The organism is Draconibacterium sediminis, from assembly GCF_000949475.1.
GTDB classification, from domain to species: Bacteria; Bacteroidota; Bacteroidia; order Bacteroidales; family Prolixibacteraceae; genus Draconibacterium; species Draconibacterium sediminis.
The window spans coordinates 275,096-290,310 of record NZ_JRHC01000001.1; the positions used below are offsets into that span (position 1 = coordinate 275,096).

Consider the following 15,215-nt stretch of genomic DNA (forward strand, 5'->3'; position numbering starts at 1 on the left):
TATTTTATTACCAAAGAACAATTTAACCTGTAAAATAGTTGTTGAAAACAGGAGAACAAACATGTTTACAGTTTCTGCATAATTGGTAAAAAATAGTAATTAACAATTACCAACAGGATATAATAACTAGTATTAATTTTTAAATTTGTTTAATTATTAATTATAATAGAAGAAGATTGGACATATTACTTGTAGAAGACAACCTATTAAATCAAAAGGTGGTTATATTTAATTTGAAGAAGTATAACTACAACGTTACTGCAGTTACCAACGGACCCGAAGCTATTGAGCAGGTAAAGCAGAACGATTTCGATTTGGTGTTAATGGACATTATGCTGCCCGAAATGGACGGCTATGAAATTACCGCCGCCATAAGAGAGTATGAGAAGGCAAACGCCATTGAAAACCCGGTTCCTATAATTGCCATAACAGCCAATACGCTCGACAACGATCGGGAGCGGTGTTTTAAGGTAGGAATGAATGAGTATTTATCAAAACCCTTTACAGCTGCCCAGCTTATTGAAAAAATACGCATCTTTATTCCCGAATAAGATTTGTGCAGATGGAAGATGGATTAGATATTAGAGGAAATTCATATACGGATACCGAAAAAGAGCTCGACAAGCGTTTGCGCCCCTTGCAATTCGATGATTTCAGCGGACAAAAACAAATTGTTGAAAACCTCGAGATTTTTGTAAAGGCGGCTCTTATGCGTGGCGAAGCTTTGGATCATGTTTTATTACACGGACCTCCGGGACTGGGAAAAACAACCTTATCGAATATTATTGCCAACGAATTGGGAGTTGGTATTAAAATTACTTCCGGACCGGTATTGGATAAACCAGGCGATTTGGCCGGCTTATTAACCAATCTCGAAGAAAACGATGTTTTGTTTATCGACGAAATCCATCGCCTCTCTCCTATTGTTGAGGAATATTTGTATTCGGCTATGGAAGATTTCCGTATCGATATCATGATAGACAAAGGTCCGAGTGCACGTTCGGTACAAATAGAGCTGAATTCGTTTACGCTAATCGGCGCTACTACACGTTCGGGATTATTAACGTCGCCATTGCGGGCACGTTTTGGTATCAATTCGCACCTGGAGTATTATGACGGCGATATTTTAACGCAAATAGTAAAAAGGTCGGCTGGTATACTGAATGTAGAGATAAGCGACGAGGCGGCTCATGAGATAGCTTTCCGGAGCCGTGGCACTCCTCGAATAGTAAATTCATTGCTGCGTCGTGTTCGCGACTTTGCCCAGGTAAAAGGTGATGGTACTATCGATATGGATATTACCCGTCATGCACTGGCTGCTTTAAACATCGATAAATACGGCCTGGACGAAATGGACAACCGTATTTTAAAATCGATTATCGATAAATTTAAAGGCGGACCGGTTGGAATCACAACCATTGCAACGGCTGTTGGCGAAGATGCCGGAACCATTGAAGAAGTGTACGAACCGTTTTTGATTAAAGAAGGTTTTATTAAACGAACACCACGCGGAAGAGAAGTTACCGATTTGGCTTATAAACATTTAGGACGCGTTCGGTACGGCGACTCCCCCAGCCTTTTTTAAGGTTGGAATGATGAATTTCGATTAACGATTTTAGATTTATGATCGGAAAAGAAGTAGACAGTTTCAGTTGATGGATACTTCTAAAATCTACATTCGTTAATCATCATTCGAAATTCTTTATTGTTCGATAAACTTTACTTCGAATAGCATGGGCCACAGCTTTCCGGTAACAAACATGCGGTCGTTTTTGGCATCGTAAGCTATTCCGTTTAACACATCAATTCGATCGTTTGGTTGGTGATACATATCGATCAGACCTTCCAGGTTTATTTCTTCCAATACTTTACCGGTTTTGACATCAATTTTGACAATGTGGTTAGTGGTGTAAATATTGGCGTAAATTATTCCGTCGATGTATTCCAGCTCGTTCAAAACATTCATATTTCCACGGTTATTGGCCACCTGTACAGTTTTAACTATCGAAAAATCATCTGGATTCAACCAGGTTAACACATTGGTTCCATCGCTCATTATCAGGTTGGTACCATCGTTTGTCAATCCCCACCCTTGTTCCGATTTATAGGTAAAACTGTCGATTACTGCAAAGGTTTCCAGGTCGTAAATAAAACCCTTTTTTGCACGGTAGGTAAGCTGGTAAATTTTACCATTTAAAATAGTAATTCCTTCTCCAAAATACTTGTCATTCATGTCGAAAGATTGAAGAGGTTTGCCGGTTTTAATATCGATTTTCATCAGTTTCGAATGGCCGGTTTCACCTGTTCCTTCATACAAATAGCCGTTGTAATATTCCAGTCCCTGGGTGTAGGAAGTTTTTAAATGCGGATATTTTTCAATCACCTGGTAAGTCAGTTGTTTTGGGGCTATATCAGAAATTACATTAATCGTTTTTGTGCGGCTGTTTTTTAGTCCGTCCGTTTTTTCGGCATCTACTTTAAAACTGCTGTTTCCAACCTGATTCAGTTCCACACCGGTAATTTCAAAATCAAGGTCGGTGCTTTCTTTTAATAAGTCGCCTTCGTAATAAACTTTTACCGATTTTAGTTCGCCGTCGCGCAGTTTGGTTTTAATCTCTAAAGTAACTTTATCGCCTGAAGTATATAATTGTTTAGCCGGTTTAATACTTATGCTGCTTACCGGTTTTCGCGGGCGTTTATTCGATTTATTTGAGCACGAAAAAAAGCTCACAAACAAACAAAATATCAGTACTATTGGGAAGAGGTTTCGCTTCATTACACTGTAATTTTTGATTTCAAAGATAAAACATATTGTAAAACGTTGTTTTTGTCTTCTAAATGTATTTTTCAGGTTTGTCAATATACCATTCATAAAAAAAAATATACCATTCACAAAATCATAAGTTCCATTGGAGGTTTCTCATTTTTCATTACCAGATCTATAAATTAACTTGACTTTTATTAAAAATGAAAATTCCATAAAATGAAGAAGTTTCTAATTCTTTTTTTATTTTTTTCCGTCACTTTTCAAGTTGTTTGGTCCAGTTCCCTAACTTCGATTTCGGAAAGTGCGGATAATGTTTATACAGCATTTACCGATAAACTAATAGTTACATCTTCTGACATAGAAGTTATCTGGCCCAAAAGTTTTACGCATGATAATTACTTTCTTTATACAAGAGCATGGACCGAAGAAACAATTGATGGTAAAACAGTACAGATTCAGAATGGTATTTACGATTTTAATAAAAATGCTGCAGGTTTTTCGCTTAAACTTAAAAATCCACAGGGTTACCTTACTTACTATGCAGTAGATACCACATTATTCGATTTAAATAATTTTTGGTCAAAAGACGAAATTACCCCAACAGATACTTCTCGTTGGGGTAACACTGGTTCAGGAACAATAATTTCAGTTAACGGACAAACAGGTGTTGTTCTATTAGATGCCGATGATATAAACGATGCTTCAACATTTAAAAAATTTACAAATCAGGCAGATATTGATAGGCTAGCCAGTACAAGTGGATTTAACAGTGGAGATCAGGATACTACAAATATTCCTGGTTTACAGAAGTTTGTAGAAGATCACTCAACTGGATTTTCTCAGGAAGCAGTGAATAAATTTTGTGATACTATTGTCCAGACTGCTCATGGATTTAGTGTTGGCGACTGGGTAGGATATTCAAATTTTTCTAGATCCTTTATAAAGCCGATTGCAAACGATGCCATTACGGCAGATGTTATTGGCGTTGTTGCGGAAGTAATTGATGCCAATACTTTTAGTTATCAATTTGCTGGAATTTATACAAAAGGATCATGGACTCTTGGTGCCAACTATTTTCTTTCAACCTCTGCTGCAGGAAATGCAATATCCAATCAAACCTATGAACATGGTGATGTACGTTTATTTCTGGGAACAGGAGTAAACAATGGTTTACTTATTGAAATTGCATTGGGCGACGAAATTGATACGACTACTTTTTTTAATCCGGTCACTGGTACTACAGATGATATCGAGCCTGGATCATCAAATCTGTTTAATCAAACACACACTGGAGAGGTTAAAGGAGCGATTGAATTAACTGTTGCGGATAGTGTTATAGATGCTGCAAATTTAAAAGTAATAAACGCACCAAACAGTGGAGACCGATTAACTTTTGATGATTCAGGTAATTTAAATTGGAAAGACGATCTCATACAAAAGGTATTAAACGGATCTTATACAACATCGTTTTCTCATGATGCAAGTGCAGCCAGTATTGGTGCATATACATTAAATACAACTGGCACAGTTACTATATCAATATATAATCTTAAAAGTGGTTATCAGGGAACTATTTTCTTAAGTATTGGAGCGAGTAATCCAAGCTCAGTTACTGTTCAGGGTTATTCTGATTCAGGAGGAACTCTGATATCAAATCAAATTGAATTCAATTCAATATACAATACTGCAAATAAAATGTCGAGTTGCACATATACATGTGTAGATAACGGAACTAATCTGGAATTAATATTACAATATGGTCAGGAACCTTAAAATAGTATTTGGCTTCTTATTAATGAATATTTGTTCATTCGGACAAATTATGAATCACGGGATGTTTTACTACCAGGGAATTGGGGGTGAAAGTGGAGATGTTATTTGTACTGGGGGAACTGTAGCTGACATAAATGTTGATGGTGTAATTTATAGGGTACATACTTTTACTGCTTCTGATACGCTAACTGTTGTTTCCGGGGGAATAATTGAGTATTTGGTCGTTGGTGGCGGCGGTGGAGTTGGTAACAACAATGCAGCAATTGGAGGAGCTGGTGGTGGTGGTGTATTACAGGGCTCTAGCTTGATAGTTAAGGGAAATTATCCCATTACTGTTGGTGCTGGTGGAATAGGTGGTTATCGGGCTACTTCTAGTTCTGCATGGACTCCAGCCGAAACACAAGCGGAGAATAGCTCAATAGGAACAATAATAGTAGCTATTGGAGGTGGCTCAGATGGATCTAATCCTACATTTATGAATGGCGGTTCAGGTGGTGGAGCCACTGTTTATTCAAGTAGTCTTACTAACCATGGAACTGGCATTTCGGGACAAGGATATAATGGCGGTGATGGCTCATTAACTCGACGTTCAGGTGGTGGAGGTGGTGCTGATGAACCTGGTACTACCAAATTGACAACTTCTTATGGCGGTGATGGGGGCAATGGCATCATGAGTGATATTAATGGTATTGCGACTTACTATGGTGGTGGTGGCGGCGGTGCTGGAGATAATGGTACTGCATCAATTGGATATGGTGGACTAGGAGGAGGAGCAGATGGGATATATGGGGTTGCAACATCCGCACAAAACGGCAAGCCAAATACAGGAGGAGGTGCAGGTGGAGCAAGATATGCTACTACTGGCAGGACAGGATCTGGTGGTTCAGGAATAGTAATTATTCGATATCAATTGTGATAATTACAGGTTTAAGCTATTAAACAGTTTTTTTAAATGTGAGAAAATACGATTTGGATTTTTCATAAATGAGCAAAGTAACAAGCTCATCCAAACTGATAAAACAATGAGAAAATTAAGAATTTTGTTAATACTACTAATCCTGTCATCAGGTGCATTTGGTCAGCGGGCATTTAACCAAAGTGTAGTTGTATCAGGAAGTACAGAAACAACAGATCATTCATCGCTGAGCAATTTATCTTTTGATAAGTCAGGACATACAGGTTTTGCCGGATTAGATACATCCAATACTTTTACCAAAAATCAGTTTGTACCCTATACGATTTATGGAGCTTCGTGGAATCGAAATAATTCAGTTCCAACAATGGCTGCTTTGTACGAAAAAATAGAGTTGTTGGATGGTTCTTCGGATAGTTATATAAAAAATATAGTATTAACAGGTAACTCCCTCAATTTTACAGGTGTAGACAGTGCATTTAACAGTATGGTTGGGAACATTGCCAACTTAAGTGTAGCTAACGTATTTACGCAAGATATTAGTGTGCCAACCGAAACTTATGGTTCTTCATGGAATGGAAATAATTCTGTTCCAACCAAAAATGCCCTGTATGATAAAATTGAAAACTTAACTTTAAATATGAGTAGCGGCACTGTTACAAGTATTACTGCTGGCAATGGAATGGATTTTTCAAGTATAACAACCAGCGGCCTGGTAACACTTGGTACACCCTCAACGATTACATCTACTTCGGTAAACAGTGTGACAACGGCAAGTCACTCACATCAAATCGATTTAACGGGTTTAACAATAACAGAAAGTCAGATTAGCGATTTACAAAGCTATTTAACAGAAGAAATTGACAATTCAATCACCAATGAAATTCAGACTATTGATGTATTCCAATTGAACGGTACTGACCTGGAATTAAGTTTAGAAAATGATGGTGAAGCTAAAAAAATAGTCGATTTGAGTGGATTAAGTGGTGATTCATCTTTATGGACAGAAGATACTTACGGAATAGATTATAACAATACTGGTAATGTTGGTATTGGACAAAATTCATTAGAATATACACAATTAATAATAAAGGGAGATAATACAGAAACGGGTCTTTATGTTTCTTCATCAAGCGGAACGGGACTATGGGTTAGTTCATCAGGCGTTGCAGAAGCAGGTTTATTTTTCGCGACTGACACTTATGGAACTGGTGTATCGGCAAATGGTGGAGCAAGAGATTTTATAGCAACTGGTTCAGGTCTTTGGCAGACGAAAGAAAGAACAAGTTCGCCATCAACACCACTTACTGAATATGGAGCATTTTATGGCAAAGATGATGGCAAGTTTTACTACATGAATGATAGTGGAACAGAATACGACCTTACAGACGGTGGTGGAACTGTGAACTATGGAGCAAGCACAGAAATTCCACTTACAAATACTACTGTGGATGGTTTTATATATAATAGTGGTTTTAAATTACACGCAACAGGTACATTGTATGTACCCCATACTGTTCGCGTTAAAGACGCTTATGCAATTGAAAATGAATGGGGAAGCTCAGAATTTGGTGCAGGCGTAAGCGGTCTTTGGGTTCACACAAGTGGGGATTTAATGTTTACCGACAATACGGATGTTGACCATAATCTTTTGGCAACAGGTTCGACTTGGAACTACGGAGTACAAATAGTAACAACAGCTTGGAATGTAGATAACGGATTGAACGCCACAATAACCTTGTCTGCAAATACTTCGATAGCTTTTTCAAACCTTGAAGCAGGAATGACAGGTAACCTTACAGTAAGTAATGCAGCCACAGCTTACACTATAACCTTTACAGGTTACACGGTAGTAATAGCCCCTTATTTAGATTTTACAGGCGATGCAATAACCATGAGTGGTAACAGCACAATAGATATATTGAGTTGGTATTATGATGGCACACGAATAATTGTAAACGGAACACTGGATTACCAATAATGAAACGAATACTATACATATTGATTTTTCTGGTTTTACACCAAGGAGTAACAGGGCAAAACTTTTACTGGTCACACCGTGCGCCCGATGAGGCAGAACCCGTAGGATATACAAGTGTGAGCTACGGAAGTATAATAAACGATGCGATATATAGGACAGATCCTATTGTAGATGCTATAACAATTCCGAGTGGAACTGATTTAGTAATATTGAGTTTGTACGAATATCATGGCGAACCGATAACTGGCGCACCTACAATAAGCAATAATACTTTAACTGAAACATTGCGCCCCGAAAGTGTTTTAGATGCGTTTTCTGCCATACAGGAAATGCACTCGTATTATATAATTAATCCGACAACAGGTTCTCAAACCTTGACTATTCCAAAACCTACGCCATCAAATCAGCGTTATCAGTTGACATTTTTTGAAACCGAGGGCGAGTTTGAATATTTAGGTGCAGATACCAGTAACCATCTTAGCGATACGATAGGTAAGGCAGTAGTGATACAGAATAACGTTACCAATCTGGTCTATTTTTCTGTATTGGCAGTGCGTAATTACGATTTGCCACGCTACTCTATAACAGACATTTCTCAAACTTATAACAATATAAACGAGGGTGTTGGTGGTGGAGTTATAGGTTTTGAGAATGGCTATAAAATAGTAGATGCTACTCAGAGTACATCGTTAATCCAAAAAGTAAAAGCAATCGACCATTTTCAGCATTTGTGTCAGTATATAATATTCAAAGTGAATGCACCATAAAAACATATAAAACGATGATACTAAGTGCAGGCCCATATAAAAGCTTTATATCCAGAAAAGGCGGATTCATAACAGGTAATAAACCTGAAGTACTTGAAAAAACATTAAAGATAATGGACTCGACTAAGCAATTTGGATATATCAACTTAGCATGTGCTTTTGGAACGGTACTTTTAGTAAAAATGCTTCCCGTTAATGGATATTACTGCAAAACAATAATATGACAATAGAGGAAATTAATCACATTTAAGTTGATCTAGATAGTATTACAATTTCAAATACTGGAAACAGTAAAATAGATTTAAATGGCACAAACAGTACTTCTGATTCTACTTATGGCGAATATGACGGATTTGCAGCGAAAGTTAATTTACCTGCTAGAGGAGTGACAATAAATTAAAACTTTAAATATGAAACACCTGATAACAACACTATTAATCCTCCTCTCGCTTAACCTTTTCGGGCAGGAAGGAGGAACCGATCAGATAATGGTTAAAACCAATTATCTGCAAATAGATAGTTTAAAAGAAATTGCGCCATCGATAGTAAAGGTTCTCATTGTTGATGATAACAGCGCGGTGGGTTATACCACCAATCTTCCCGGTGGAGAGTCGTTGTGGAATAACAATGGTGGTTACATAACTTATTTGGGAGGCAATGTTGCTGTTGGAGACTCCTTAAACAACAAAAACCTCCATGTTTTTGGTAATATTTATTCGCACGAGGTTCGGGTACGGCTCGATATCCCGGCTCCCGACTATGTCTTTGAAAACGATTATCAGCTTTTGTCGCTTTCAGAACTTCAAAATTACCTGGAAAAGAATAAACACCTTCCGGAAATTCCTTCGGCAAAAGAAATGGAAAAAGAAGGCGTCGATCTTTCAGAAATAAATATGCTTTTGCTGAAAAAAGTGGAGGAGTTGACCTTATATGTATTGGAACAGCAGAAGCAAATTGAAGCATTAAAAAGGGAGATCAGTGAGAAGTTTTAGTTTACAGTTTGATTAACAAAAAACATGTAAGCTTTAATGGGAATAACAACCCGGCAAAAGAAAAAAATTCCGCATCAGCCTGAAATGACTAACAGTTGACCGGAAATCATTATGGCTCACAAAAGAATGATACACGGTCATTCCGATTTGATTACAGAGCACCAGGGAATGGTAAACGGTCCTTAAGAAATGATTAACCGTCGTTCAGTAATGACTTGAGGTCATTGATAACCGAACTGAATAATATAATCAACCATATTGAACAACTAAATACAAAAAACATGAGCAAAGAAATCGATCAATTACTTACAAAATCAGGAACCGCAATAAATAATAGTTTGCAAAACACTAAACTTCAACCTTTGCTAGCTGAATTTGGCTATACAGCAGAAAAACTTACAGAAGGTAAGGCTTTATTGGACACTGCCACTTCCTTAAACATTACCCAGGCCAAGGAAACGGGTGAAAAAGTGCAAGCTACTGCTACACTTGATGAAAAAAGGGAATTAGCGAACCGCGAATACATAAAATATGTAAAAATTGCCCGGATTGCCTTTACAGATGAACCAGGCATATGGAAATCACTTGGTTTGGCCGGAGAACGTAAAGGATCTATTTCAGGGTGGATCAGTCAGGCACGTCAATTTTATTCCAACCTGATGGCGAATACGGATTGGATGACAAAAATGAATACTTACGGTATTACAATCGAAAAACTTCAGGCAGGCGAGGAATTGTTGCAGGAAGTGGAAGAAGCCCAAAACCAACAAAAAACAGAAATGGGCGAAGCCCAGGAAGCTACCCGGTTACGTGATGAGGCAGCAGATATTTTGCAGGATTGGTACTCTGATTTTATTGCTATCGCTCGTATTGCACTCGAAGATAATCCACAGTATTTGGAAATGCTTGGGATTGTGAAAAAATAAAAAGTGATTTGAATAGTATGAAACTGAAAATAAAATTATTGTTCAATGTTTTGGTGTTTTTTGTAGTTCAAAGTTATGCGCAACAGGATTCACCACAAACGAAGACAATGGAAGTTGAAGTTGACTCTATTTTGGAAACGGCAAGTTTTGGAATACAGGCTTTAACTGCAGAGACAGGTCTAAGTTCTGATATAATTCCGCCATCACCTGAAATAGAAATGATTAACAAATTCACGGATTATCCTGTTAATACACAAACTGGACTTCCGGAAGTTAATGTACCTCTTTATGAAGTTGTGTGTGGCGATTTAAAACTTCCAATATCTATCAGTTATCATGCTTCCGGAAGAAAGACCTATGACCGAAACGGCCCGATTGGTCTGCATTGGGTGTTAAATACAGGAGGATTAGTAAGTAGAACAGTATATGGTATTCGCGATGATGATGTTTGGAAATTTCCATCTCCATTTCCAATTGTTGAAACTCTGACAGTCCAGGATGATTTCGATTTTTTGGCCGGAGTTAATCAATCGCTTGGAGTAGTTACAAAGTACGATACAGAATATGACATTTTTTCCTATTCGTATAATGGCGGTTCAGGAAATTTTATCTTGAAAGACATTAACAATAACAAAGTCCCTGAAGTTATCCCCAATAAAAAAATACAGATAAATGTACACCAAGCAACACCTCCGGCTTCTACTTCTTATTATTTTGATTACATCGAAATGTTAGATGAATTTGGGGTATACTATCGTTTCGGGAAATCCATTATATCAGGAGAAAGTAACCGGGAAACATCAGGTAATGCCACAACCGCATGGTTTATTTCTGAGATCATATCAGCGAATAAACAAGATACCATCCATTTTAAATACACAACTACAGGAAAAGTAAGAAGAACATATCCGCAACAAATAAAATTAAGAGATGATCATCGTTATGTTAATTCTCACAAATCAGAAACTTTTGCTGACAAAAGTGATACTGAAGTTACATTTTCAACGAGTTATGGTTCAGCCCGTATCAGTGAAATTATATTCAATAATGGAAGAGTACATTTTACATTGAACGGAAGTACAGATATTATTGATAAAATGGGTGTTTATCATGAGAATGAATTGATTAGAACCATTGAGTTTCCTAAAACATTGTTAGACGCTCCGGTTGGATTAAGCACGTTTGATGCATCTCAGGCATTAATCTATAAACTTGATAATGTACTGTTTAAGGACAAAAGTGGGACAACAGTAAAGCAATATGAATTTGATTACTATCCTTCAACAAAGTTCAACGTAAGGCAATCAGATTGGTGGGGCTATTACAACAGGGCAAGTTCAACATCGTACAGAATACCGGTGTTCGATAATATACCCTGGGTTGGAACTAATGGGTTGCCTTCAACAATAAGTATAGGAAACAGTGCTGCAGACCGAATCCCTGACTTAACAGGTATGCAATCAGGTATGCTGAAGAGTGTTACATACCCTACCGGAGGGCAAACAGAATTTATTTATGAGCATAATTATTACAAAACAGCATTAAGTCAGGAGGTAAAAAAGTGTGGAGGGCTTCGAATTGCACAGAAGAAAATCACGGATAATTCAGGGAAAACAATAATAAAAACATATAAATACGGCACAAATGAATGTGGCTATGGGATAATAAATAATGAGCCGGGTATTGGAATGATAGGATATGAAAACACAGTGGTAGGTCTTTTAAACTGGGATGGTTGGTGTAGGGTGTATCCAGCTCAGGAGCTTGAGTTATACAGAGAGCGATATTATTTTTCTGATATTCTTCCACAGTACAGTATATATTTCGACCGACCGGTTATCTACCCGGAAGTTACAGAATACGATGGTGAGATAGGGAATAATAATGGTAAAATTATATACAGTTATGAATCTTTAAAACAGTATTTTGCAGAGTTGCCCTATAGTTGTACAGATTGTTCCATTTCCAGAAAATACGTAAGAAAGTTTGATTATTGGAGAATGAACCAATTGAAGGAGAAAGTAATATTTGACAAGAATGGAAATAAAATAAGAAAAGAGATTTACAAGTACACTTCAAAACCCAAAGAGGAAATTACAGGCATGCATTTGGAACAAATTTATGTTTATCCGAATTTTGATAAAGAAGAATGCGCTTCAACTTTTCCTCATCCTATATTTTCCTTCAACGATTATACCGTTTCTTCCGGGGTAAAATTGTTGAGTTCTCAAACTGAAATAATGTATTATGGAGCAAATGATTCAATCGAAGCCAAAACAAACTACACATATAACGACAATCAGTTATTAAGTAAAACGGAAAAAATAGATAATAATGGTAATTTGATAACAACTTATTATTATCCCGATGATTACAATGCAGAGCAAAATTTTTCAGTTTTAAGAGATTCCGTGAAAAATATTGTTGGAAAGCCAATTGACACAAGAACATATAAAGGTACTGACCTTATAGCTGGAACCCAAACCAAATATAACGATTACGGGCAGCCCATTGAGGTTTTTCAAATGGAAAGACAAGAAGGTGATCCGGATATCCCTATTGATATAAATAATCCCTATACCTTTATTCAAAAAGCAGATTACAGCTACAATACCAATAAAAGATTGCAAGAGGCTGCCCCAGTAGACAATATTAAAACCATCTTCATCTGGGGATACAATGCAAACTATCCTGTTGCTAAAATAGATAACATTTCAGCGGGTAGTTTATCATCCGTTATTTTAAATATAGAAAATCATTCATTTACGTGTAGTAATGTATTTGCTGATATTCAAACCGATGTAAATTACCTTAGATTACAATTATCCGACTATGTCAATAATTCTGACTATAAGGTAAGCTTTTACACTTACAAACCCCTTGTAGGCATGACTTCCGAAACCGGCCCAGATGGCCGCACTACCTATTACGAATACGATGATTTTGGCCGGTTGAAGTTGGTTCGAAATCATACGGGAGAAATAACCAATAAATACCACTATCAGCATGGAACGGATCAATAAAAAAATATATCTCCTGCTATTCACATGGTTGGTATTCCATTCGGTTAATGCGCAACAATATTTTCAGTGGACAACAAAATTAGGTGGTTTTTCAGATGATTATGTAAACAGTATTGTTTGTCCGATGAAAGATAAAATATATGCAGCCGGAGGATTTGTCGATACCATTTATTCGGATGGAGAGATGGCGACTGGTTATGGTATGCGCGATATTTATCTGGCATGTTATAATTCGAACGGAACAACGGATTGGATTAAAACACTTGGAGGAAAGGAGGCCGATAATGTTACCCGTTTGGCCGTTGGTGAGAAGTGTATTTATATGGTTGGCGTATTAAAGGGAGAAGCTAAACAAAACAAAAAAAGCTTTGCCGGAGACGGACAATCACTTTTTATTGCATCGTGGTCGTTTAACGGGAAAATAAACTGGTTAAAACGATTTGATTATGAAGGTGTGGTTACCATAGATGCCTTGGAAGTCAGCCCTGAAGGGAAACTGATTACAGGAGGAATGTTGCAGGGAAGCTTGACAATTAATGATGAAAAATTTGGTTATTCGGACAAAAAACGGGCTTATGTTCTGCAGTTAACAGAAGAGGGAAATCCCGAAAAACATTTTTTATCTGACGGAACAGGAGAGCATCGTCTGGTATCGGTTACTTTAGATAAAGATAACAATGGGTATTATTTATTTAGCACTACCGGAGAGTTCTCCTTTGGTAACAACACACAAAAATATGCTGATTCAAATGGTAAAGACGGACTTTTTCTTACCAAAGCAAAAGACCTAAATAATTCCGATTGGGTTAAGTTTTTTGATGTTAAAGACTACGCTGAAGGAGTTGGGGTGGTGAACTCTTCAAAAAACCTGTTCGTTACCATAAATTTTAGAAAAGAAATAAGCACACAGGATACAACATTAACAACAAATTCGAGACAGGCTGTAGCGTTATTCGCATACAATTTTAAAGGTGACCCGTTGTGGGGAGAGGTAATAAACGGTTCATCGCGTTGCCGTGCCATGGATGTAATGTGTAACATGGCCGGCAACGTTCTGGTAACAGGGTATTATGATCTGGCTTATGAAGTTGGGCAAACAACTGTAGAAGCCAATAATCTCGAGGGGAGTATTTTTCTGCTCCAATTCGATGAGCACGGGCAGGTTGTTTGGCATAACGAACCTGGCGACAATGCCCCAAATTTTAGTAAATCGTTTACCCTTAGCCGCGATGGAGACATACTATTGGCCGGAGGATTTAAAGGAGAGTTAGAGCTTGAAGGGAAAAAATTAGTATCGGAAGGAAGTACGGACATTTTTATTGCCCGGTATTTTAACTGCGATCAGCTGGAAACAAAAATTCTCGATCCGGGGCCGATTTGTAGTGGTGGAACGTTAGAGTTAAGTACATCCGGTTCCTTTGTGTCGTATGTATGGAACAATTCGGAGTGGAGCAACACGTATACGATCCATGAGCCGGGAACTTATGTAGTAGCAGCCTACAATGAACTTGGTTGTGCTGCGAACGATACAATCGTAATTACGGAAGCTGAATCAGAACAATTGGGATTACCCAAAGAACTGGAACTATATCCCGGAAAACAAGAGGTACTGGAAGCCAATGCCGGATTTTTTGTTTACGATTGGATGGATGGGACAAAAGGCCGTTCGCGTATTATTGATTACGATTCGTCGGCAGATTCTGTTCTTTATATTTTAAATGCAACAACACTTAGTGGTTGTGACATTGCAGATACAACTCTGGTTATTTTCTATACTGACGGTGCAGGACCCGAACTTATGGACGGAGAAGGACTGATCGTTTATCCAAATCCGGTAAACGACGATCTTTTTTGGTCGTACAGTAGTGCAAAGGAAGAAATTAAAGTACTACTGATAAACGAAAAAGGAGAGACTATTCTTCAAAAAAAGCTACTCGACTATTTGCCCAATACACAACAAAAAATTGATATGAGGATGTTGTCGTCAGGGAACTACCTTTTAACACTTTCTTTTCACGAACGAACGATTTCTAAAAAGATTATAAAACGATAAATCAGCTCAAACATAACCGG

General features: G+C 37.6%; 12 protein-coding genes. 11 read left to right on the plus strand and 1 reads right to left on the minus strand.

Annotated features, from left to right (window positions below; genetic code table 11):
• The first annotated feature begins 176 nt into the window (after positions 1–176).
• Positions 177–551, plus strand: a complete 375-nt coding sequence (locus LH29_RS01050; protein WP_045025721.1) for a response regulator — start codon at positions 177–179, stop codon at positions 549–551.
• 11 nt (positions 552–562) lie between these two features.
• Complete coding sequence (gene ruvB, locus LH29_RS01055; protein ID WP_045025722.1) at positions 563–1,585, plus strand: Holliday junction branch migration DNA helicase RuvB; 1,023 nt, start codon at positions 563–565, stop codon at positions 1,583–1,585.
• Between the two features lie 117 nt (positions 1,586–1,702).
• Here ruvB and LH29_RS01060 read toward each other — a convergent pair whose 3' ends face one another.
• On the minus strand, positions 1,703–2,776 hold the full coding sequence (locus LH29_RS01060) for a glutaminyl-peptide cyclotransferase (protein WP_045028404.1): 1,074 nt from the start codon (positions 2,774–2,776) through the stop codon (positions 1,703–1,705).
• A 207-nt stretch (positions 2,777–2,983) separates the two neighbouring features.
• Here LH29_RS01060 and LH29_RS01065 point away from each other — a divergent pair, with 207 nt between their 5' ends.
• From LH29_RS01065 to LH29_RS01100, 9 genes are all read left to right on the plus strand, one after another.
• On the plus strand, positions 2,984–4,540 hold the full coding sequence (locus LH29_RS01065; protein WP_045025723.1) for a hypothetical protein: 1,557 nt from the start codon (positions 2,984–2,986) through the stop codon (positions 4,538–4,540).
• Positions 4,524–5,456, plus strand: a complete 933-nt coding sequence (locus tag LH29_RS23500) for a glycine-rich domain-containing protein (RefSeq protein WP_157493520.1) — start codon at positions 4,524–4,526, stop codon at positions 5,454–5,456. Before LH29_RS01065 ends, LH29_RS23500 begins: the two co-directional genes overlap by 17 nt.
• 106 nt (positions 5,457–5,562) lie before the next feature.
• Positions 5,563–7,434 (plus strand): hypothetical protein, encoded by a 1,872-nt coding sequence (locus tag LH29_RS01075; protein WP_045025724.1) that lies wholly within the window; start codon positions 5,563–5,565, stop codon positions 7,432–7,434.
• Positions 7,434–8,201 carry a hypothetical protein gene (locus LH29_RS01080; protein WP_045025725.1) on the plus strand — a complete coding sequence of 256 codons (768 nt, stop codon included), beginning with the start codon at positions 7,434–7,436 and terminating at the stop codon, positions 8,199–8,201. Before LH29_RS01075 ends, LH29_RS01080 begins: the two co-directional genes overlap by 1 nt.
• Positions 8,202–8,215: 14 nt before the next feature.
• Entirely contained in the window at positions 8,216–8,425 is a 210-nt protein-coding gene (locus LH29_RS24485) for a hypothetical protein (protein WP_157493521.1), read from the plus strand.
• 186 nt (positions 8,426–8,611) lie between these two features.
• Positions 8,612–9,193 carry a hypothetical protein gene (locus tag LH29_RS23505; protein ID WP_052670503.1) on the plus strand — a complete coding sequence of 194 codons (582 nt, stop codon included), beginning with the start codon at positions 8,612–8,614 and terminating at the stop codon, positions 9,191–9,193.
• Between the two features lie 281 nt (positions 9,194–9,474).
• A complete protein-coding gene (locus LH29_RS01090; protein ID WP_045028414.1) occupies positions 9,475–10,119 on the plus strand; it encodes a hypothetical protein in 645 nt (214 codons plus the stop codon).
• A 17-nt stretch (positions 10,120–10,136) separates the two neighbouring features.
• Positions 10,137–13,142: an RHS repeat protein gene (locus LH29_RS01095; protein ID WP_045025726.1), complete on the plus strand. Its 3,006-nt coding sequence runs from the start codon at positions 10,137–10,139 to the stop codon at positions 13,140–13,142.
• Complete coding sequence (locus LH29_RS01100; protein WP_045025727.1) at positions 13,126–15,195, plus strand: T9SS type A sorting domain-containing protein; 2,070 nt, start codon at positions 13,126–13,128, stop codon at positions 15,193–15,195. Before LH29_RS01095 ends, LH29_RS01100 begins: the two co-directional genes overlap by 17 nt.
• Positions 15,196–15,215: the final 20 nt, after the last annotated feature.